At 42.2% G+C, this 18,033-nt stretch carries 19 protein-coding genes and 1 pseudogene; 17 read left to right on the top strand and 3 right to left on the bottom strand.

Going from position 1 to position 18,033, the window contains the following annotated elements:
* The first annotated feature begins 3 nt into the window (after positions 1–3).
* From EXZ60_RS10710 to rmf, 4 genes are all read left to right on the top strand, one after another.
* Positions 4–252, top strand: coding sequence for a glutaredoxin family protein (locus EXZ60_RS10710; protein ID WP_277435683.1), 249 nt, complete (start codon positions 4–6; stop codon positions 250–252).
* Entirely contained in the window at positions 230–2,146 is a 1,917-nt protein-coding gene (locus tag EXZ60_RS10705; protein ID WP_277435682.1) for an ABC transporter ATP-binding protein, read from the top strand. The genes EXZ60_RS10710 and EXZ60_RS10705 overlap by 23 nt, the downstream gene beginning before the upstream one ends.
* Positions 2,147–2,155: 9 nt before the next feature.
* Positions 2,156–4,045, top strand: a complete 1,890-nt coding sequence (locus EXZ60_RS10700) for a DUF3466 family protein (protein ID WP_277435681.1) — start codon at positions 2,156–2,158, stop codon at positions 4,043–4,045.
* A 169-nt stretch (positions 4,046–4,214) separates the two neighbouring features.
* The gene (gene rmf, locus EXZ60_RS10695) at positions 4,215–4,388 is read left to right on the top strand and encodes a ribosome modulation factor (protein ID WP_010320553.1); all 174 of its coding nucleotides are present in this window, start codon (positions 4,215–4,217) and stop codon (positions 4,386–4,388) included.
* 136 nt (positions 4,389–4,524) lie between these two features.
* Here the strand turns inward: rmf and fabA are convergent, their stop codons facing one another.
* Positions 4,525–5,043 (bottom strand): bifunctional 3-hydroxydecanoyl-ACP dehydratase/trans-2-decenoyl-ACP isomerase, encoded by a 519-nt coding sequence (gene fabA / locus EXZ60_RS10690; protein WP_013856904.1) that lies wholly within the window; start codon positions 5,041–5,043, stop codon positions 4,525–4,527.
* A 71-nt stretch (positions 5,044–5,114) separates the two neighbouring features.
* Positions 5,115–6,758, bottom strand: a complete 1,644-nt coding sequence (locus tag EXZ60_RS10685) for a Lon protease family protein (protein WP_277435680.1) — start codon at positions 6,756–6,758, stop codon at positions 5,115–5,117.
* Between the two features lie 164 nt (positions 6,759–6,922).
* Here EXZ60_RS10685 and matP point away from each other — a divergent pair, with 164 nt between their 5' ends.
* The 3 genes from matP (at position 6,923) to EXZ60_RS10670 (ending at position 8,168) form a co-directional block, all read left to right on the top strand.
* Complete coding sequence (gene matP / locus EXZ60_RS10680; RefSeq protein WP_277435679.1) at positions 6,923–7,372, top strand: macrodomain Ter protein MatP; 450 nt, start codon at positions 6,923–6,925, stop codon at positions 7,370–7,372.
* Between the two features lie 14 nt (positions 7,373–7,386).
* Entirely contained in the window at positions 7,387–7,704 is a 318-nt protein-coding gene (locus EXZ60_RS10675; RefSeq protein WP_013856901.1) for a DUF3634 family protein, read from the top strand.
* A gap of 128 nt (positions 7,705–7,832) precedes the next feature.
* Positions 7,833–8,168 carry a hypothetical protein gene (locus EXZ60_RS10670; RefSeq protein ID WP_277435678.1) on the top strand — a complete coding sequence of 112 codons (336 nt, stop codon included), beginning with the start codon at positions 7,833–7,835 and terminating at the stop codon, positions 8,166–8,168.
* Positions 8,169–8,463: 295 nt separating this feature from the next.
* Here EXZ60_RS10670 and EXZ60_RS19210 read toward each other — a convergent pair.
* Positions 8,464–8,741, bottom strand: a pseudogene (locus EXZ60_RS19210) (hypothetical protein).
* Between the two features lie 258 nt (positions 8,742–8,999).
* Between EXZ60_RS19210 and ccoN the strand changes: the two are divergent.
* The 10 genes from ccoN (at position 9,000) to uspE (ending at position 17,920) form a co-directional block, all read left to right on the top strand.
* Entirely contained in the window at positions 9,000–10,427 is a 1,428-nt protein-coding gene (ccoN, locus tag EXZ60_RS10665; RefSeq protein ID WP_026027333.1) for a cytochrome-c oxidase, cbb3-type subunit I, read from the top strand.
* Between the two features lie 12 nt (positions 10,428–10,439).
* Positions 10,440–11,054, top strand: coding sequence for a cytochrome-c oxidase, cbb3-type subunit II (ccoO, locus tag EXZ60_RS10660; RefSeq protein WP_013856896.1), 615 nt, complete (start codon positions 10,440–10,442; stop codon positions 11,052–11,054).
* A 9-nt stretch (positions 11,055–11,063) separates the two neighbouring features.
* On the top strand, positions 11,064–11,240 hold the full coding sequence (locus tag EXZ60_RS10655; RefSeq protein WP_010320252.1) for a CcoQ/FixQ family Cbb3-type cytochrome c oxidase assembly chaperone: 177 nt from the start codon (positions 11,064–11,066) through the stop codon (positions 11,238–11,240).
* A complete protein-coding gene (gene ccoP / locus EXZ60_RS10650) occupies positions 11,237–12,214 on the top strand; it encodes a cytochrome-c oxidase, cbb3-type subunit III (protein ID WP_013856895.1) in 978 nt (325 codons plus the stop codon). The genes EXZ60_RS10655 and ccoP overlap by 4 nt, the downstream gene beginning before the upstream one ends.
* Positions 12,215–12,300: 86 nt before the next feature.
* A complete protein-coding gene (locus EXZ60_RS10645; protein WP_017042885.1) occupies positions 12,301–12,780 on the top strand; it encodes a FixH family protein in 480 nt (159 codons plus the stop codon).
* A gap of 3 nt (positions 12,781–12,783) precedes the next feature.
* Positions 12,784–15,156: a heavy metal translocating P-type ATPase gene (locus EXZ60_RS10640; protein WP_064625187.1), complete on the top strand. Its 2,373-nt coding sequence runs from the start codon at positions 12,784–12,786 to the stop codon at positions 15,154–15,156.
* Entirely contained in the window at positions 15,157–15,327 is a 171-nt protein-coding gene (gene ccoS, locus EXZ60_RS10635; RefSeq protein ID WP_013856892.1) for a cbb3-type cytochrome oxidase assembly protein CcoS, read from the top strand.
* On the top strand, positions 15,324–16,004 hold the full coding sequence (locus tag EXZ60_RS10630) for a sulfite exporter TauE/SafE family protein (protein ID WP_013856891.1): 681 nt from the start codon (positions 15,324–15,326) through the stop codon (positions 16,002–16,004). Before ccoS ends, EXZ60_RS10630 begins: the two co-directional genes overlap by 4 nt.
* An 88-nt stretch (positions 16,005–16,092) precedes the next feature.
* Positions 16,093–16,845: an FNR family transcription factor gene (locus EXZ60_RS10625; protein WP_010320258.1), complete on the top strand. Its 753-nt coding sequence runs from the start codon at positions 16,093–16,095 to the stop codon at positions 16,843–16,845.
* A gap of 127 nt (positions 16,846–16,972) precedes the next feature.
* Complete coding sequence (gene uspE, locus EXZ60_RS10620) at positions 16,973–17,920, top strand: universal stress protein UspE (RefSeq protein ID WP_019282274.1); 948 nt, start codon at positions 16,973–16,975, stop codon at positions 17,918–17,920.
* Positions 17,921–18,033: the final 113 nt, after the last annotated feature.

Genomic DNA, 18,033 nt, shown 5'->3' with positions numbered 1-18,033 from the left:
GGAATGAAGTCGTTCACGCTTTACAGTACTGAAGGATGCCATCTCTGTGAGATGGCATTTCAGCTTGTTCAGCAGGTAAACATTGCTGAACAAGTCCAAATTGTTGATATTGCATTTGATGATGCGCTCTTTTCTCGTTACGGGGTCACTATTCCGGTTCTTAAATATCAAGAATCCGAACTGAGCTGGCCCTTTGACCAACAAACATTACTTCATTGGTTAGAAAATAATGGCATTAATTACCATCCATAACGGTCAATTAGCATTTGGTGACCACCCATTACTCGATCATGCAGATTTCGCATTGCAAGAAAATGAACGAGTTTGTCTCGTCGGCCGAAACGGTGCAGGCAAGTCGACTATAATGAAAGTTCTTGCGAGAGAAATCATCATGGACGACGGAAAAATGCAGATAGAACAAGATGTTGTTGTTTCTCGATTAGAACAAGATCCGCCTAGAGATGAAGCCGGTACCGTTTTTGATTATGTTGCTGGTGGATTAGCGGAAGTTGGTGAGTATCTAAAGATCTATCAAGATCTTTTGGATCTCATCGTTGTCGATCCAAGTGAAAGTAATATCAATAAGTTATCTCGCATTCAAGAGCAGCTAGAGCATACAGGGGCATGGCGTTTTGAAGAACGTATCCAAAATGTTCTGGCGGCGTTGAAACTGGATGGCCACACCAAACTAACGGATTTATCCGGTGGATGGCAGCGTAAAGCGGCTCTTGCAAGAGCACTAGTGTGTGATCCTGATGTCCTTCTGCTTGATGAACCGACTAACCACCTTGATGTAACCACCATCGAATGGCTTGAAGGTTTTTTGAAAGATTTTAGAGGCTCGATCATCTTCGTATCGCATGACCGGACGTTCATCCACTCAATGGCGACACGCATTGTTGATCTTGACCGCGGTAAACTCAGCTCGTTTCCTGGTGATTATGATCAGTACCTTGTCGCCAAGGAAGAAGCCTTGCGCGTAGAAGAGATGCAAAATGCCGAGTTTGATAAGAAATTGGCCCAAGAAGAAGTTTGGATTCGCCAAGGCATCAAAGCGCGTCGTACTCGTAACGAAGGGCGTGTAAGAGCACTCAAGAAGCTAAGAGAAGAGCGTAATGATCGCCGTGAGGTACAGGGCAAAGCAAACTTGCAAATCGATGACGCTGCGCGTTCAGGAAAAATTGTCTTCGAAGCGAAGGATATTAGCTATAGCATTGATGGCAAAAAGATTGTCTCGAACTTCAGTTTCAATATCATGCGTGGTGATCGCATTGCACTTATTGGCCCTAACGGATGTGGTAAAAGTACGCTGCTGAAACTGCTGTTGGGTGATTTACAACCTCAGAGTGGCAAATTACATTGCGGTACCAAACTTGAAGTTGCTTATTTTGATCAGTACCGTGAGATCCTCGATCCTGAGAAGTCGGTAATTGACAACTTAGCTGACGGAAAACAAGAAGTGATGGTGGCTGGGCGCCCACGGCACGCATTAAGCTACTTACAAGATTTCTTGTTTGCCCCTAAACGTGCGAGAACGCCTGTAAAAGCGCTATCTGGTGGTGAGAAAAACAGACTGTTGCTTGCTCGTATTTTCCTCAAACCGAATAATTTATTGATTTTAGATGAACCAACCAACGATTTAGATATCGAAACTTTGGAACTTTTAGAAGATTTGCTTGCCAATTACCAAGGCACATTGCTGCTTGTCAGCCACGATCGTCAATTTGTTGATAATACTGTAACAACGAGTTGGATTTTTGAAGGCGATGGCAAAATTGAAGAATTTGTTGGAGGCTATCACGATGCTCAGCAACAAAGAGCTCAGGTTTTGCAGTCACGAGTTGCTGAAAATGTCAGCAATAAAGAAAAAGTGGTTGAGGAAACTCTCAAAACAGCGCCAATTAAGACAAAACCTAAAAAGTTATCTTATAAACTGCAGCGAGAAATGGATGAGTTGCCCGCAATGTTAGAGCAACTTGAGAATGATATTGAAATGCTTCAACAGCAAGTGAACGATCCTGAGTTTTTCATGCAATCAGCAGACAAAACACAGCCCGTTTTAGATAAGTTAACTGCGAAAGAGCAGGAGCTTGAAATTGCTTTCGAGCGCTGGGAAGAGCTCGAAGCAATGCAACAGGAAAGTTAGAGATTATTAATGAGTAGTAAAACATTTAAAATCACCGTAATTGCGGCCAGTATTCTGGCTGCCACTCAAGCTCATGCTGCACTTTACCAAATTGTAGAAGTGACACCCGGTAACTTAGTCGCTAATGAATATTATGGAAGGGCAATACAAAAAGATACGGTTTCATCGCATCCATTAGGTTGTTTTACGGCCGGAAATAGCTGTAATACTTTTGCGTTTGGTGGCGATACGCTCAATGGTTCTGATGGCATTTCCTATCGTGATGAAGTGCCATTCAAAATGGATAATCGTTTTGTTTATCAGGATATTGATGATCTGAAAAGCTATTGCTCTAACGAACTCGGTTATTCTACTTGTGACGCATGGGCTGATAAGCAGTGGCACGGTTTTGAGTACAACAATGTTGAAACTGGCGGTTTGAAGCGTGAGCGTGATGCTTGGGATAATGGTAGTTATCTACAAAATGCAGCGGCCTTTGTTAATTCATCGCAAGTTGTTTTGACTTTTAGCTCTATTGCAAATACACAAAATACTGTTTTAACTGGGTTAGACGGCATTTCTGCTTTTGGTATTACGAACAGCGGTTACACACAGTTTGGAAGTAATTACGCTCTAGGCTACCGTCAACGTGGTTTTTATAATGGCAATATTTTAAATCCACCAACAGATACCACAATTGTCAAAGATACAAATAATAAAATTGTTGAAAAAATGGGCCGGACGTTCGCTTATGATGTATTCAGTGACGGTACCAATAAGTTTGTGGTTGGTAGTGCATCAGTTAGCCCTTATTTAACGGGTAATGGTGATGATGATAACAAAGACTACAATGGCGATGTTAACACTTGTGTGAGTGATGGTCTCGATCCACAGTTAACTCGTCAGTGTCAAAATTTTGCATTTGCAACGCAAGCTTATATGTGGGACACAGCATCTACATCGACGGGTTACCGCGTAACAGGGTGGATCGGTGATGTTGAAGCAAACCGTAGCGGATACTCTGCACAAGCAAGTGTAAGAGGCGCTGCTATTCCTACATCTGGCAGTTACGCTAACAAGCCAGTTATGGCTGGTTTTAATACCTATCGCGATGATAATGTGTTTAGAATGCAAGCAACAGTATTCTATCCTAATGCAAGTTACGACGTAACAACTCCTAAGCATGATATGTGGAGTAGTAAGGTTATTACTGGCACAGAACTGAAAGTGGATGGAGATGTGATTTACTCCAACTCATTAGCGACAGATATTAATAACCATTTAATCGTGATCGGTGAAACAAAACGTCGAGGCGATAAACCTGAAAGCGGCGCAGCAGCAAACCGTATTTTCGTGGCAGATGCTAATAGCGGAACACCTGTAGCTAACTATCTATCAGGTGGAATTTTCTTTACTGGTGCGGGCGGTGAAGCGAAAGCGATCAACAATTTCAATGAAATTGTCGGTCAAATCGATGCAGAAAAAGGTCGTGAAGATGGAGGCAAACAACGTCGTCATCGTGGCTTTATCTATCCTTTCAACGGTACAGGGAGTAATGCAGCAAGAATGGCATTGTTCCAGAACCAAGGTTGGTGGTTAGATGATCTAACCAACGGTGGGGCTTACTCACAACATAATAACCAGTTCCGTATTTTTGAAGCCTCAGATATCAACGATGATGGTGTGATTGCAGCAAGTGCATTTAAATGTACTGGTGGCTATTACGATTTCTCCCATAACTCATACTGTACTTCTGGAAGTGAAAGCGTTGTCGCGATTAAACTGATCCCGATTGCTGGCGCGGCGGCTAGCGATATTGAAGTCCGCAGCACGGCACTTCCACCCGTTGAACGTAAAGGCGGTAGTATGGGGTGGATTACTCTGACACTACTTGCTCTCTTTGGGTTCCGCAGAAAATAATTAAATAGTGTAAAGAATGGCGCAAGTTCACAATTTAGAATCTGCGCCTTTTTTGTAACTTGAGAAAGTCGAATTTTTGAGCAATTCTTAATTGTGGCGTAACAGATATGCCATGTAGATTTAATAGTTGTATGTAAGACACAAGTTACTGTATGAGGACTACACTATGATGAAGAGACAAAAGCGTGATCGCCTTGAAAGAGCACAGTCTCATGGGTATAAAGCTGGCTTAAACGGACGTTCCGTAGAGGCTTGCCCTTATCAACAAACGGACGCTCGTTCATATTGGCTAGGTGGTTGGCGCGATGCCAGAGATGACAAACAAGCTGGTCTCTACAAATAAACTCCCACATACATGCAAAAGGATTTAAGCCCCGGAAGGGGCTTTTTAGTATTCAAGCCACTCTAAGGCACTATAACTAAGTGTTTTGATGAGAAAAAAGCGACTCTATGAGTCGCTTATGAATAGTTTAACGTCATTAAAAAGCAGAAGTATCTTGGAAAAGACCTACTTTTAAGTCCTTTGCAACGTAAATCTCTTTGCCATCGACAAGAACGCGACCATCAGCTAGGCCCATTACAAGTTTACGGTTAACAACCCGTTTCATCGTGATTTCGTAAGTTACTTTTTTTGCTGTTGGTAGGATCTGACCTGTGAACTTAACTTCACCAACACCTAATGCCCGGCCTTTTCCTTTGCCACCAACCCAGCCAAGGAAGAAACCAACCAATTGCCACATCGCATCTAAACCTAAACAGCCAGGCATTACAGGATCGCCAGGGAAATGGCAATCAAAGAACCACAGATCAGGAGTAATATCTAACTCAGCAAGAATAAGGCCTTTACCATACTCGCCCTCGGTTTCTGACATTTTGGTGATGCGGTCCATCATCAACATATTTGGCGCTGGCAATTGAGGGTAGCCAGGCCCGAAAAGCTCACCTTGGCTAGAGGCTAGTAAGTCTTCACGATTATATGAATCTCGTTTATTCTGCATTATCAGTTACTCCAATTTTTGATAGGGTGCATATTAGGGAACACGTGTACGCTAAACAACTCCGATCAGTGCTACACAAACCAGTTTTTAATGCGCTCTGCAATACTGTGTGATTGATCATGCCTTTCAAAGTTTTCAATACGTTGAGCAATTTTATTAATGATGCTTTCTTCGTCATCGTCTCTGAATGACGCACCCATAAGGATCGGTACGGCTTCATCAACTGTAGCGACTGGCCAAATATGAAATTCATCATTTTTAATGCTATTGACTACATCTTTATGAAGCGCAAGATGTTTTAGATTTGTTCTTGGTAGAATGACGCCTTGTCCACCCGTGAATCCCTGATGCTTACACACATGGTAGAAGCCTTCAATTTTTTCGTTTAGCCCGCCAACAGCTTGGACTCGCCCGAATTGATCAACCGCACCTGTCACAGCGATTTGTTGGTTAATGGGATGTTCAGATAAAGCGCTTACTAAAGAGCATAACTCGGCTAGTGATGCACTGTCGCCATCCACTTCGCTGTATGATTGTTCGAAGACAACTGAGGCCGAATAGGGAAGCGGTGCGTCAAGGTTCATTGAGCTGCTTACAAAGGCTTGCATTATCATCATGCCTTTTGCATGCAAATTACCACCGAGCTCGGCTTTGCGTTCGACATCGGTAATATCACCGTCACCAAAGTGCACAACGCATGAGATACGAGCTGGTTCACCATAGGAAAGAGGATGGCCAGCAACATCGATCACCGTTAATCCATTGACTTGGCCGACTTGTTCGCCTTGAGTTTCGATAATGACTTGTCCATCAAGTATATCGTCGAGTGCTCGTTGCTGCAGATAAGACTCTCGATAATAGCGTTTGTCTAAGGCACTTTCGATATGAGATTTAGTAATCGGATACTGATTTGACTCTAAGGCCGCTTCTTCTATGAGTGTTCTGTGCCATATTACACATAACGGTGTGTAATGTTGATCTTCCGTGAAACGGGCACCTGCGGTCATAAGAGCAGGAATGGCATCTTCAGTCAGTGTAGGGAGTTGGTATTCTTCAGATATCCAACGCAAATAAGCGAGGTAGGTCAATATCGATTGTTCATCAATTTTCAGGTCCAACTCTAATTCGGTGTAGAAACAAAAGCTTGAGCGGACGTCTGCATCCAAATAGTCGACATCGGCTAACTGGTTCCTATCACCTAAAATGATCAGTTTGACCTCATATTTTTTAGAGATTGGTGAGGGGTGTGGTGATTTAGCATCACAATTAATGGGGCTTACATCTTCGCCTAATACTGCCGCTTTTAATAATGGCCACATTTTAGGATTAGCCAGCAGCATATTAGCGGAGATCAGAAGATAACCACCATTGGCTTTATCCAATAAACCAGGAATTTCGCTGGTGATAAGCCCATTTTCAGCGCGGTATTGGCCAAAGATAGTCCCCATATCGAGGGACTCTGTACAAATAACGTGCGAGTTTGGCTTTATTACTTGAAGTTTTTGACTGACTAATTGACGATAGATTGAGTTATCTGGCGCGTTGATCAACATCACTCGTGTAAAACCTTTCAATTGAACAAACTGCTGAATAGCGGTTGCTAGTCTGGGCTGTGTGTCGAGTAATGTTACCGGAGATAGACTAGGGTACTGAGCTAGTTGCGAGTGGAATTGATCATACTGAGGTGTGACTGAACGCCAAATATTTTGAGTCATTGAAATCTAGTGTTTATTAAAAGAAGCCAGATTATATAGAAAAATAGCAATGTCTAACAGCTCCATTATTATGCTTGATCTTGTTCGCTTTTTTGAATCCAAAAATTGAACTCTGAACGATGGTGGGTTACGCTGTCACCCTAACTTGGCATGGATTTTACGTTATGAAATATCAACAGCTTGAAAATTTGGAATCGGGTTGGAAGTGGCAATACTTAATTAATAAGTGGAAGGATGGCGAAACAATCACTCGTTATGTAGACAAAAGTGAAGCTCTAGTTGCAATTGAACAGTTAAAAAAAATAGAGCATGAACCCAATCTGGTTCTTGGGTGGATTGATCAGCACATGTCACTTGAACTGAGTAATAAACTCAAGCAAGCAATTAGAGCCAAACGCAAACGCCACTTTAATGCCGAGCAACTACACACCAGAAAGAAATCTATCGATCTCGATTATCGAGTGTGGGAAAAACTATCATATCGAGCCAATGAGCTTGGTTGCACTTTGTCTGACGCGATTGAATACCTGTTAAGTGAAGCATCTCGTAGCGAAAAAGCGAGTAGAACCGTCTCAAGTTTAAAAGAAGATTTAAGTAAATTACTGTCTGAATAAGAAAGGAGATAAAAATGTTGTATGTCATTCTGGCTGCTGCTGCAGTTATCTTTTGGTTAGTCGCTGTTGATCGGCCTATATTGAGAGTTAAATTCAAAGATGGTGTCGTAGCACAAGTTAAAGGTCATTTCCCTCCAAGTTTTAAACATAATGTGACTGAGATTGCTGAAAAGACAGACTTGAGCGGCGAACTAAAAGTTTACCAGCAGAGAACGGGTGTTAAGTTGGTTTTTTCTAAAGACGTACCTAAAAAAATTCAACAGCGTATTCGCAATGTTTTTCCTCATCAGGGATTTCATACAAAAGAGCAACGAACCAAGAAGTCACATTGAGTCTGCCATTCTTAAGTTACAGATTGTTTTCATTAAAAAACGAACATCGTCGAAACGATTAACTTTACATATCGTCCATTTATAACTCGCTGATATCATGATGGAAGTCTCTGTAAAGGTTCTCGACGATGAAAAAAATCTGTGTAGTTATCATTTCGTTAGTGATAGTAGTTTTCTGTTCAAAGGGTTATGCCGACGATTCAGAAAGTAATCCTGTCGCGAAATCAATAAAACAGCAAACGCTGAAAGCTCTTAAAAAATATAGATCTAAGCTTGATGGATATTGTGACGTGATGATCGAAATGAAGCATGTTCAAAATTATGCAGAAATTGTAGGCGTTGGGACAAACGGTGATTACCAAATCTGCGCGAAAGCAAAATCTAAAATCAAGATAGGCAAAAAATTTAAATATAAAGTTCCAGAGAAATACATACGGATACAAATCAATGCAGCAGAGTTATGAGTAAGGTGTGATTTCACTGTGAAATGAAAATTTGGATGTATGGTTTCAATTGCTATGATGGTTTACAAATCAAAGTGCGTATTATGTATATTATGTTAAATTATAAATGATCATATTTTAATGTACGAATATTTCCTTCCTCTTTTTCTATCTATCCTCATGACATTAAACATAATCAGCATTTACCATAAAATACCTAATAACTAGTCTGATAATCGAAGATTTCATTCTAGTTATTATTTATGCTGATCAATCCAAGAACCAGATTGGGTTCATGTTTTATTTTTGTAAGAGTTTATATCGAGGATCTTTTTCCAATTATCTTGAAAGTTATAGGTTTATTGGGTGAATTTGGTTGGATTATCCAGTGGTCGGAATGTTGAATAAGTTATCATCTTTAATCACTATAATTTCCTGTTCATTTACAAATACAGAACAATTTGGCGTTGGAGTGCAGCTCGTCATGTCGACGTTTTGATAAGAAAAAGTCCTCCAGAAAAAAGCGACCAAAAGAATGAGTAATGCGATTAGTATTTGAGCAAACCTGTGTTTTGTAAGCTTTTCTGAAGCCATGATGCTTCCTTCCTCGTGTAACAAACTTCAAAGTTTTGAAATAAAAGGCCAAATCCTGAACAACTGTAAGGTTACTACTCTGTCATTGAATTGTTAATTGCAGTATAGTTGACGGTTGAAAATGCCACTTTTTTTAAAAGTCAGCAATAGATAGTAACGTTATGATAAAGCAGTATTTCTATTGTGGATTTGGGGGGCATTACGACATGTGTCGTGTTGGAAGTAAAGTGTAGTTAATTAGAAATTGGAAGCATGCAAATGAGCCAAGAAAAGCAGCTTGAACAAAACTACAACTATACAGTTGTTCGGCAATTTACCTTAGTGACTATTCTCTGGGGTATTGTTGGTATGGCTGTAGGTGTTTTGATTGCCGCTCAATTAGTTTGGCCACAGCTAAACTTTGATACGCCGTGGTTGACGTACAGTCGCTTACGTCCTCTGCATACTAATGCGGTTATTTTTGCGTTTGGTACAAGTGCCCTCTTTGCAACATCTTATTATGTTGTTCAGCGTACTTGTCAAACTCGTCTATTTGGTGGTCCTCTTGTGCCCTTCACCTTTTGGGGATGGCAAGCCATTATTTTATCTGCAGCAATAACTTTACCTTTGGGTTATACCTCCGGTAAAGAATACGCGGAATTAGAATGGCCAATTGATATCGCCATTGCTCTTGTATGGGTATCTTATGCGATAGTGTTTTTTGGAACACTCGTCAAACGTAAGACGGCACATATCTATGTGGCAAACTGGTTCTTCGGAGCTTTTATCCTTACTGTTGCTGTATTGCATATTGTAAATAGCATGGCAATCCCTGTTTCTATGGGTAAATCGTATTCAGTTTACGCTGGGGCGGTGGATGCTATGGTTCAGTGGTGGTACGGTCATAATGCGGTGGGTTTCCTGCTTACTGCCGGCTTCCTTGGTATGATGTATTACTTTGTACCAAAACAAGCTGAACGCCCTGTTTATTCATACCGTTTATCGATTGTTCACTTTTGGGCTTTGATCTCTCTTTACATTTGGGCTGGTCCGCACCATTTACACTACACTGCTCTGCCTGACTGGACTCAGTCACTTGGCATGGTGATGTCGTTGGTGTTGTTTGCTCCTTCATGGGGCGGGATGATCAACGGGATCATGACGTTATCTGGTGCTTGGCATAAACTGCGCTATGACCCAATCTTACGATTCCTCATCGTTTCATTGTCATTCTACGGAATGTCTACGTTTGAAGGACCAATGATGTCGATTAAGACAGTTAACGCACTGTCACACTACACCGACTGGACCATTGGTCACGTGCATTCTGGAGCTCTAGGCTGGGTTGCAATGGTGTCGATTGGTTCGGTATACCATTTAATCCCTCGCCTATTTAACCAAGAGCGTATGTACTCTGTTGGTCTAATCAATGCTCACTTCTGGTTAGCGACTATTGGTACGGTGCTCTACATCGTTGCGATGTGGATTTCAGGTGTTATGCAGGGCCTGATGTGGCGTGCTGTTAACTCTGACGGTACGTTAACGTACAGTTTTGTTGAGTCTGTCCAAGCCTCTTACCCATTCTATACCGTTCGATTCATTGGTGGATTTATCTTCTTAGCAGGTATGTTCCTGATGGCTTACAACACGTATAAAACGGTTTTTGCACCAGATAATAGCTTAAAAGCTATTCCTCAACCGGCATAAGGAGATGAAAGAATGAGTTCTAATAATCGCCATGAAATCATCGAACGTAATGTCGGTTTACTGGCTATTTTCATTATTTTTGCCATCAGTTGGGGAGCCTTGGTTGAAATCACGCCATTGATTTTCCAAAAGCAAACTACTGAGCCTGTTGAAAATCTTAAGCCCTACACTGCGCTGCAACTTGAAGGCCGTGATATCTATATTCGCGAAGGTTGTAACGTTTGCCATAGCCAAATGATTCGCCCATTCCGTTCCGAAACGGAGCGTTATGGTCATTATTCGGTGGCTGGTGAAAGTGTTTGGGAGCATCCATTTGTGTGGGGTTCGAAGCGGACTGGGCCTGATTTGGCTCGTGTTGGTGGTCGTTATTCTGATGAATGGCATCGAGTTCACTTGACTAATCCTCGCGAACTGGTTCCTGAATCAAACATGCCCGGTTTTCCTTGGCTAGCAAAAAATGTGTTGGACGGCAAGCTTACGCAAAGCAAACTTGAATTATTCCGTAATCAGTTTGGTGTGCCGTATACCGATGAACAAATCGCGAATGCAGCAAAAGATGTCGAAGGGAAATCAGAAATGGATGCAATCATTTCTTATCTTCAATCTCTTGGTCACGCAATGAAGTAAGGGGTAGTTATGGATATCGGTACTATTCACAGTATTTGGACCATAGTGCTGTTCGTCTGTTTTATAGGCGTAGTGTGGTGGGCCTATGGCAAAAACCGTAAAGCTCGTTTCGATGAAGCGGCTAACCTCATTTTTGCCGATGAACAGCCCAAATCCTCTAAGGAACAAGGAGTGACTAAACAATGACGACATTTTGGAGTCTATGGGTCATCATCATTACGGTGGGAACTTTGCTGGGCTGTGCGATTCTGCTCGTTTGGTGTTTAAAAGACAAAATGGGAGTGGAAGAAGGCTCGGATATGGGCCATGAATACGATGGTATTCGTGAGCTCAACAACCCTCTGCCTAAATGGTGGACCTATCTTTTTATTAGTACGTTTATTTTTGCCGCTATCTATCTGACCCTCTATCCTGGGTTAGGTAGTTTTAAAGGTGTACTTGGTTGGCAAAGTTCAGATCAAACCATTCGCTCTCTTGATGAGTCCAAAGCCTCGATTGCAAATGCGCAAAACAATAAAGTGTTAGTACAGTATGCAAAAGAGTTAGATGACGCAAACACCTACTTTGGTGAAGCATTTAAACGCTTAGCTTATACTGGCGGCGGTTCGGATTTACGCCCTATTCCTGAAATTGCAGCAGATTCTGATGCATTGAAGGTTGGTCAGCGTTTATTCTTACAAAACTGCTCTCAGTGTCATGGTTCTGACGCTCGTGGTCAAAAAGGCTTTCCGAATCTAACCGATAATGCTTGGTTATATGGTGGTGAACCAGAAGCGATTGTGACCACTATCCGACATGGTCGTATTGGACAAATGCCAGCTTGGAAAGATGTCCTCGGTGAGCAAGGTGTGAAGGAAGTGGTGAGTTATACCCTAAGCCTTTCTGGGCGTTCTGTGAACGTTCGAGAAGCGGAAGCAGGTAAAGCTCGCTTCGTCGTTTGCGCCGCTTGTCATGGTACGGATGGTAAAGGTAACCCTGCGTTTGGAGCACCTGATCTTACTGATAACGATTGGTTATTTGGTGACTCAAGAGCCGATGTTACTCAAACGGTCATGCATGGCCGATCAGGTGTTATGCCTGCTTGGAATGACATTCTCGGTGAAGATAAAGTTCAACTGGTTGCTGCTTACGTGTGGAGTTTAAGCAATACAGAGAACTAATTGCACAACAAAGGCAGCTCTTTATTAGGGCTGTCTTTCTTCTCTTTTTAATAAGCCTTCTTTATTTTGTTGTTGAGAACTTTTTTATGGTAACTCCTTGGTATAAACAATTCTGGCCGTGGTTTCTGATCATCTTACCGTTAACTGTGGTGATATGGACGATTGCAACGGTTATCGTCTTTTCTCAGAATTCAGTGTCATTGGTGACAGAGGATTACTACAAAAAAGGCAAAGGCATTAATATTGACCTATCAAAAATTAACGAAGCGAAAGCATTAAAGCTCAGCTCTGAAGTCTACTCTGAGGGTAATGATATTATCTTCAAATTTAATAAAGGTGAGCTTGAACACTACCCCGCGATTAAAATGATGTTTGCTCATCGGACACTGCCAGACCGTGATTTCACACAACTTGTCGCATCGGATGCACAAGGTATATATCGCATTACCCTGCCTGCCCCGTTACAAGGCCCTTGGTTCATCGAACTCACTCCTCACAATGAGGAGTGGTTAATCCAAGGTCGAGTAACGTTTCCAATGCCAACTTCTACTCAATTAATGAATTAAACTATGTGCAAAGCGTGTTACCACTGTGGTGAAGATGTACCAGCCAACACGGATTATAAAGTTGATATTCTAGGTGAAAGCAGAGATATGTGTTGTCCCGGTTGTGAAACCGTGGCTAAAACCATTGTAGAGAGTGGCCTAGTATCTTATTACCAATACCGAACGACCACTGCAGATAAAGTGGAGCTTGTGCCAGAGCAGCTCAAAGCACTCATTCATTATGATAATGATGATGTACAAGCAGAGTTCGTTCGTAACGACAACGAAACGTCCGAAGTGACGTTATCGTTAGAAGGTGTTTCCTGTGCGGCTTGTGCTTGGTTAATTGAAAAACAACTCTCTCATAAAAATGGGGTAATTTCGATAAGGGTCAATACCACTACCAACCGTGCTTTACTCAGTTGGGATAAGACACAAACACGACTCAGTGAATTACTCTCCACTATTCATAAATTAGGTTATAAGGCTGCCCCTTTTGAAGCAGACGCACATGAGGCAGCCTACCATCAATCAATGAAGCAATATCTTTATCGCTTGGGTATTGCAGGCCTAGCCACCATGCAAGTGATGATGCTTGCTGTGGCGCTCTATCTTGAGGTCTTCGGTGATCTTGATTCTGAGTTTCGCAATTATTTTCGTTGGGTTAGCTTGATCTTTGCAACCCCCGTACTTTTATACTCTGCCCTTCCCTTTTACCTCAATGCTTGGCGAAGCATTAGAGGCAGAACATTAGGTATGGATGTCCCTGTTTCTATTGCTCTTATTTTTGCGTATGTTGCTAGTCTGATAGCGACAGTGACTGAACAAGGCGAAGTCTTTTTTGAATCCATTTCAATGTTTACCTTTTTCTTATTGGTTGGACGATTTTTAGAGATGCGGGCGCGTAGAAAAGCCGCGGCGGCTAGCGGCAATTTACTGAAATTGATCCCTGCGGTTGCAACTACGTTGGATGGCCGTCAAGTGCCTGTAAAAACTCTAGCTCTTGGTGATCGAATTCGCGTGTTGCCTGGAGAACACGTCCCTGCTGATGGTCGAGTGTTGAATGGGCGTATTCATATTAATGAATCAATGTTGACCGGTGAATCAGTACCAGTTGTCAAAACAGTCGGTGATGCTGTTTTTGCTGGTACATTAAATGGCGATGAATCTTTCGAGTTGGAAGTCACTGCATCTAAAGCGGATTCCGTTATTTCCAATATTGTTAGACTGCAAGATGAAGCTCAAATGTCTAAGCCTAAGATTGCAGAAATTGCTGATATTGTCGCGAGATATTTTGTGGCTGTAATTTTGATTATTGCAGCAGCCACTTGGTTTTATTGGCACCAGACAAAACCTGAAGATGCATTTTGGATCATGTTAGCGGTCTTGGTGGCAACCTGCCCGTGCGCGCTTTCTCTTGCCACCCCTACAGCCATCACTTGCGCTACATCACGAATGGGTGACTTTGGTATTTTATTGAGAAAAAACCATGTCTTTGAAACACTTTGTAAAGTTAACCATTTGATTATTGATAAAACGGGAACGTTGACCCGTGGTGATATCGAAATTAGTGACGTTGAGTTGCATGGTGATATAGACGAAAACCATTGTTTGGCGCTAGCCGCTGCTTTGGAGCATCATGCCAATCACCCCATTGCCAGAGCGTTTGCGCAATATCGTAATGACGAGTTTCGTGTTGAGCATGTGCAGAATATGATTGGGTCTGGTATTCAAGGTAAATATTTAGGCGGCGATGTTCGTATCGGCAGCGCCGAATTTGTTTTGAACGACATCAGTGATGATCGAGCAAATCGTATTTATCTGTCGCTCAACGGGCAACACATTGCGACCTTCACGTACCGCGATCCTATCCGTAGTGAAGCGAAACAATTTATCGATCGTTTCCATCAGGAAGGAATTAAGATCACGCTATTAACAGGTGACTCTCAACTTAATGCCCAAAGTGTGGCCGCCGAAATGGACATCGATATTGTCGTATCGAATGCCAAACCAGAAGATAAACTGAGTTACTTAAAGTCGTTACCAGATGATGATATCACCATGATGATTGGCGATGGCATTAATGATGCGCCAACGCTTGCTGGTGCGCACTTATCAGTCGCTATGGGTGGTGGAACCGATGTCGCAAAAGCATCTGCTGATATGGTTTTACTTGGTGATAAACTCGACAGATTATTGGAAGCCAGAAGCTTAGCGTTAAAAGCTCGCAAAATCATTCGGGAAAATTTAGCGTGGTCACTTGGATACAATATTATTGTTTTGCCACTCGCCGTTGCGGGGCTGGTTGCTCCTTACATTGCCGTTGTGGGCATGTCGGCGAGTTCGATTATTGTGGTATCTAATTCTCTTCGACTACTCAAAAAGAGGGATAAGTAGATGGAAAGTCTTTATATATTGATCCCCATAGCGATCGTTTTGGTTACGATCGCCGTCATCATCTTTTTATGGGCAGTAAAAAGCGAACAGTTTGAAGATTTAGAACGCCAAGGACACAATATTTTGTTTGATGAAGATGAACTTACCTCATCAAAAGAAGAGAAAAAATGACCGCAGATTGGATTGGTGCTTTCTTTATCGGTTTACTTGGAGCTGGCCACTGTATGGGAATGTGTGGCGGGATTGCTTCTCTTTTGACCTTAGGTGAAAAGCGCAGTGATCGACTCCCAATACTGCTTGTTTTTTACAACCTTGGGCGTATTGCCAGCTATATGCTGTTTGGCGGTTTATTAGGAGGCCTCGCCGCCTCGCTATCCGAATTCTCTACACTTAATCATGCGTTGATTTGGTTGCGGCTCATTGCGGCAGGCCTAATGATTGTACTTGGATTGTATGTTGGACGTTGGTGGTTTGGCCTGTTGAAGCTGGAGAAGGTTGGGCAAAAAATCTGGAGTTTTATTTCGCCTTTTGGGCAATCATTGCTCCCGCTTAGGAAAACGTGGTTCGCTCTCCCTTTTGGGTTTATCTGGGGGTGGTTACCTTGTGGGCTAGTTTACTCGGTACTGACTTGGTCTGTGGTGTCCGGTAGTGCGCTGTCAGGGGCATTGGTTATGGCCTCTTTTGGTTTGGGAACCTTACCTGCGATGCTTCTTGTTGGTTACGGAGCGACCCGTTTGAAGAACATTCAACAATCATTCATATTTCGTCATTTTGCTGCGATTTTTATCATACTCTATGGTCTATACACGGGTTATGGAGCAGTGAGTATTTTATCATCTACGTGGTAGCTGTCTGATTTATGGCATCTTTTTTCGCTATCCTTTAGGGGTAATGGGTGCTAAAATATTGATGTACATCAAAAAGTGAAAGGTTGTTATGATTTCTGATAAGCCAGCGGCAAAGCGCATTCAATCTGGTGGTTGTGCAATTCACTGTCAAGATTGCAGCATTAGCCAGCTTTGTATTCCTTTTACTCTCAATGAATCTGAACTTGATCAACTTGATCAAATTATTGAGCGTAAAAAACCTATCCAAAAGGGCCAAGAGCTATTTAAAGCTGGTGACGACCTTAAGTCTCTCTACGCTATTCGCTCAGGTACAATTAAAAGTTATACCATTACTGAGCAAGGTGATGAACAAATCACTGCGTTTCATTTAGCGGGTGATTTAGTTGGTTTTGACGCGATCACTGATGATTCTCATCCTAGTTTTGCTCAGGCTCTAGAAACATCAATGGTATGTGAAATACCCTACGAAATTCTTGATGATCTTTCGGGTAAAATGCCTAAGTTACGTCAGCAAATTATGCGCTTGATGAGTAATGAAATTAAGGGCGACCAAGAGATGATTCTTCTGCTATCTAAAAAGAATGCAGAAGAAAGATTGGCGGCTTTTCTTTATAACTTGTCGACTCGTTTCTCTCAGCGCGGCTTTAGCCCTAGAGAGTTTCGTCTGACAATGACTCGTGGTGATATCGGTAATTACCTTGGTCTCACTGTTGAAACGATCAGTCGTCTACTCGGCCGTTTTCAGAAGTCTGAAATCCTTAGCGTTAAAGGCAAATACATCACAATCCTTGACCATGACCAACTGATGGAACTGGCAGGCGTATCTAAAGAAACTAAGTAACTTCAATGAGGTAGCTCTTAAATGAGCTACGTCATACTTCTGTTAAAAACTCTCTTTTTTTCTAAAATTCTCGCTGGTTATGAGCTAAAGTAACTCTAACGCCCTCCTCCATAATTAAGGAGTCGATATGAGTATTTATAGCAAGATTCTGGTAGTTGCTGACATCAACCACGATGAACAACCCGCCCTTGCCAGAGCCATACAGTTAGCGCAGCAAAGCACGTCTTCTAGCCACATTACATTTTTTCTATCTATTTATGATTTCTCTTATGACATGACGTCGATGCTCTCTGTTGATGAACGTGATGCTATGCGACGTGGTGTTATCCATCAGCGCGAGCAATGGATGAGGAAAGTAGCTGAACCGTATATTGATAGTTCGATCCAATTTGAAGTGAAAGTGGTGTGGCATAACCGCCCTTATGAAGCGATTATTGCTGAGATATTTTACGGAGAACATGACATTCTGATCAAAGGGACGCGTAAGCATGATGTCCTGGAATCCGTTATTTTTACACCGACAGATTGGCACTTATTGCGTAAATGCCCAACTCCAGTGCTATTGGTCAAAAATTCAGATTGGCCACAGAATGCGAATATAATCGCTTCGGTACATGTGGGATCAGAAAATCCGGCTCATGTTGATTTAAATGATTGCATGGTTGAACAACTAAAAAGCCTCACCACTCGTTTAGGTGCGACGCCTTATCTGGTGAATTCATACCCTATTACGCCAGCGAATATTACCATTGAGCTGCCCGAGTTTGATCCAATGACCTACACTGATGCTGTTCGTGGTCACCATTTGATGGCAATGAAAGCATTGCGACAAAAGCATGGTATAGATGAATCTCAAACACTTGTAGAACAAGGCTTGCCTGAAGACGTCATTCCTCAAGCAGCTGAAAAGCTCAATGCGGCGATGGTTATTCTTGGTACGACGGGGCGTACAGGGTTATCTGCGGTATTTATTGGCAACACGGCAGAACAAGTCATTGATAAAATTAACTGTGATGTTTTAGCATTAAAGCCGCATGGCTACGTGAGCCCTTTAGATCCTAAAACCTCTATTTAAAATGGCCCGATCTATCATCGATCCCCCTTGTCATAGACGAGGGGGATTTTTTATCTTCCTTACTTGTTAGATCTGGCATCTGCGCTATTTATCCGTATCATACGCACTCTATT

Source organism: Vibrio sp. 1151_11 (genome assembly GCF_029478525.1).
Taxonomy (GTDB): domain Bacteria; phylum Pseudomonadota; class Gammaproteobacteria; order Enterobacterales; family Vibrionaceae; genus Vibrio; species Vibrio anguillarum.
This window is presented reverse-complemented; position numbering and strand designations above follow the sequence as displayed.

What these genes read in the sequence shown, in the direction of transcription:
- EXZ60_RS10710 (WP_277435683.1), top strand. Translation starts at nt 4, where the DNA reads ATGAAGTCGTTCACGCTTTACAGTACTGAAGGATGCCATCTCTGTGAG.
- EXZ60_RS10705 (WP_277435682.1), top strand. Translation starts at nt 230, where the DNA reads ATGGCATTAATTACCATCCATAACGGTCAATTAGCATTTGGTGACCAC.
- EXZ60_RS10700 (WP_277435681.1), top strand. Translation starts at nt 2,156, where the DNA reads ATGAGTAGTAAAACATTTAAAATCACCGTAATTGCGGCCAGTATTCTG.
- rmf (WP_010320553.1), top strand. Translation starts at nt 4,215, where the DNA reads ATGAAGAGACAAAAGCGTGATCGCCTTGAAAGAGCACAGTCTCATGGG.
- fabA (WP_013856904.1), bottom strand. Translation starts at nt 5,043, where the DNA reads ATGCAGAATAAACGAGATTCATATAATCGTGAAGACTTACTAGCCTCT.
- EXZ60_RS10685 (WP_277435680.1), bottom strand. Translation starts at nt 6,758, where the DNA reads ATGACTCAAAATATTTGGCGTTCAGTCACACCTCAGTATGATCAATTC.
- matP (WP_277435679.1), top strand. Translation starts at nt 6,923, where the DNA reads ATGAAATATCAACAGCTTGAAAATTTGGAATCGGGTTGGAAGTGGCAA.
- EXZ60_RS10675 (WP_013856901.1), top strand. Translation starts at nt 7,387, where the DNA reads ATGTTGTATGTCATTCTGGCTGCTGCTGCAGTTATCTTTTGGTTAGTC.
- EXZ60_RS10670 (WP_277435678.1), top strand. Translation starts at nt 7,833, where the DNA reads ATGAAAAAAATCTGTGTAGTTATCATTTCGTTAGTGATAGTAGTTTTC.
- ccoN (WP_026027333.1), top strand. Translation starts at nt 9,000, where the DNA reads ATGAGCCAAGAAAAGCAGCTTGAACAAAACTACAACTATACAGTTGTT.
- ccoO (WP_013856896.1), top strand. Translation starts at nt 10,440, where the DNA reads ATGAGTTCTAATAATCGCCATGAAATCATCGAACGTAATGTCGGTTTA.
- EXZ60_RS10655 (WP_010320252.1), top strand. Translation starts at nt 11,064, where the DNA reads ATGGATATCGGTACTATTCACAGTATTTGGACCATAGTGCTGTTCGTC.
- ccoP (WP_013856895.1), top strand. Translation starts at nt 11,237, where the DNA reads ATGACGACATTTTGGAGTCTATGGGTCATCATCATTACGGTGGGAACT.
- EXZ60_RS10645 (WP_017042885.1), top strand. Translation starts at nt 12,301, where the DNA reads ATGGTAACTCCTTGGTATAAACAATTCTGGCCGTGGTTTCTGATCATC.
- EXZ60_RS10640 (WP_064625187.1), top strand. Translation starts at nt 12,784, where the DNA reads ATGTGCAAAGCGTGTTACCACTGTGGTGAAGATGTACCAGCCAACACG.
- ccoS (WP_013856892.1), top strand. Translation starts at nt 15,157, where the DNA reads ATGGAAAGTCTTTATATATTGATCCCCATAGCGATCGTTTTGGTTACG.
- EXZ60_RS10630 (WP_013856891.1), top strand. Translation starts at nt 15,324, where the DNA reads ATGACCGCAGATTGGATTGGTGCTTTCTTTATCGGTTTACTTGGAGCT.
- EXZ60_RS10625 (WP_010320258.1), top strand. Translation starts at nt 16,093, where the DNA reads ATGATTTCTGATAAGCCAGCGGCAAAGCGCATTCAATCTGGTGGTTGT.
- uspE (WP_019282274.1), top strand. Translation starts at nt 16,973, where the DNA reads ATGAGTATTTATAGCAAGATTCTGGTAGTTGCTGACATCAACCACGAT.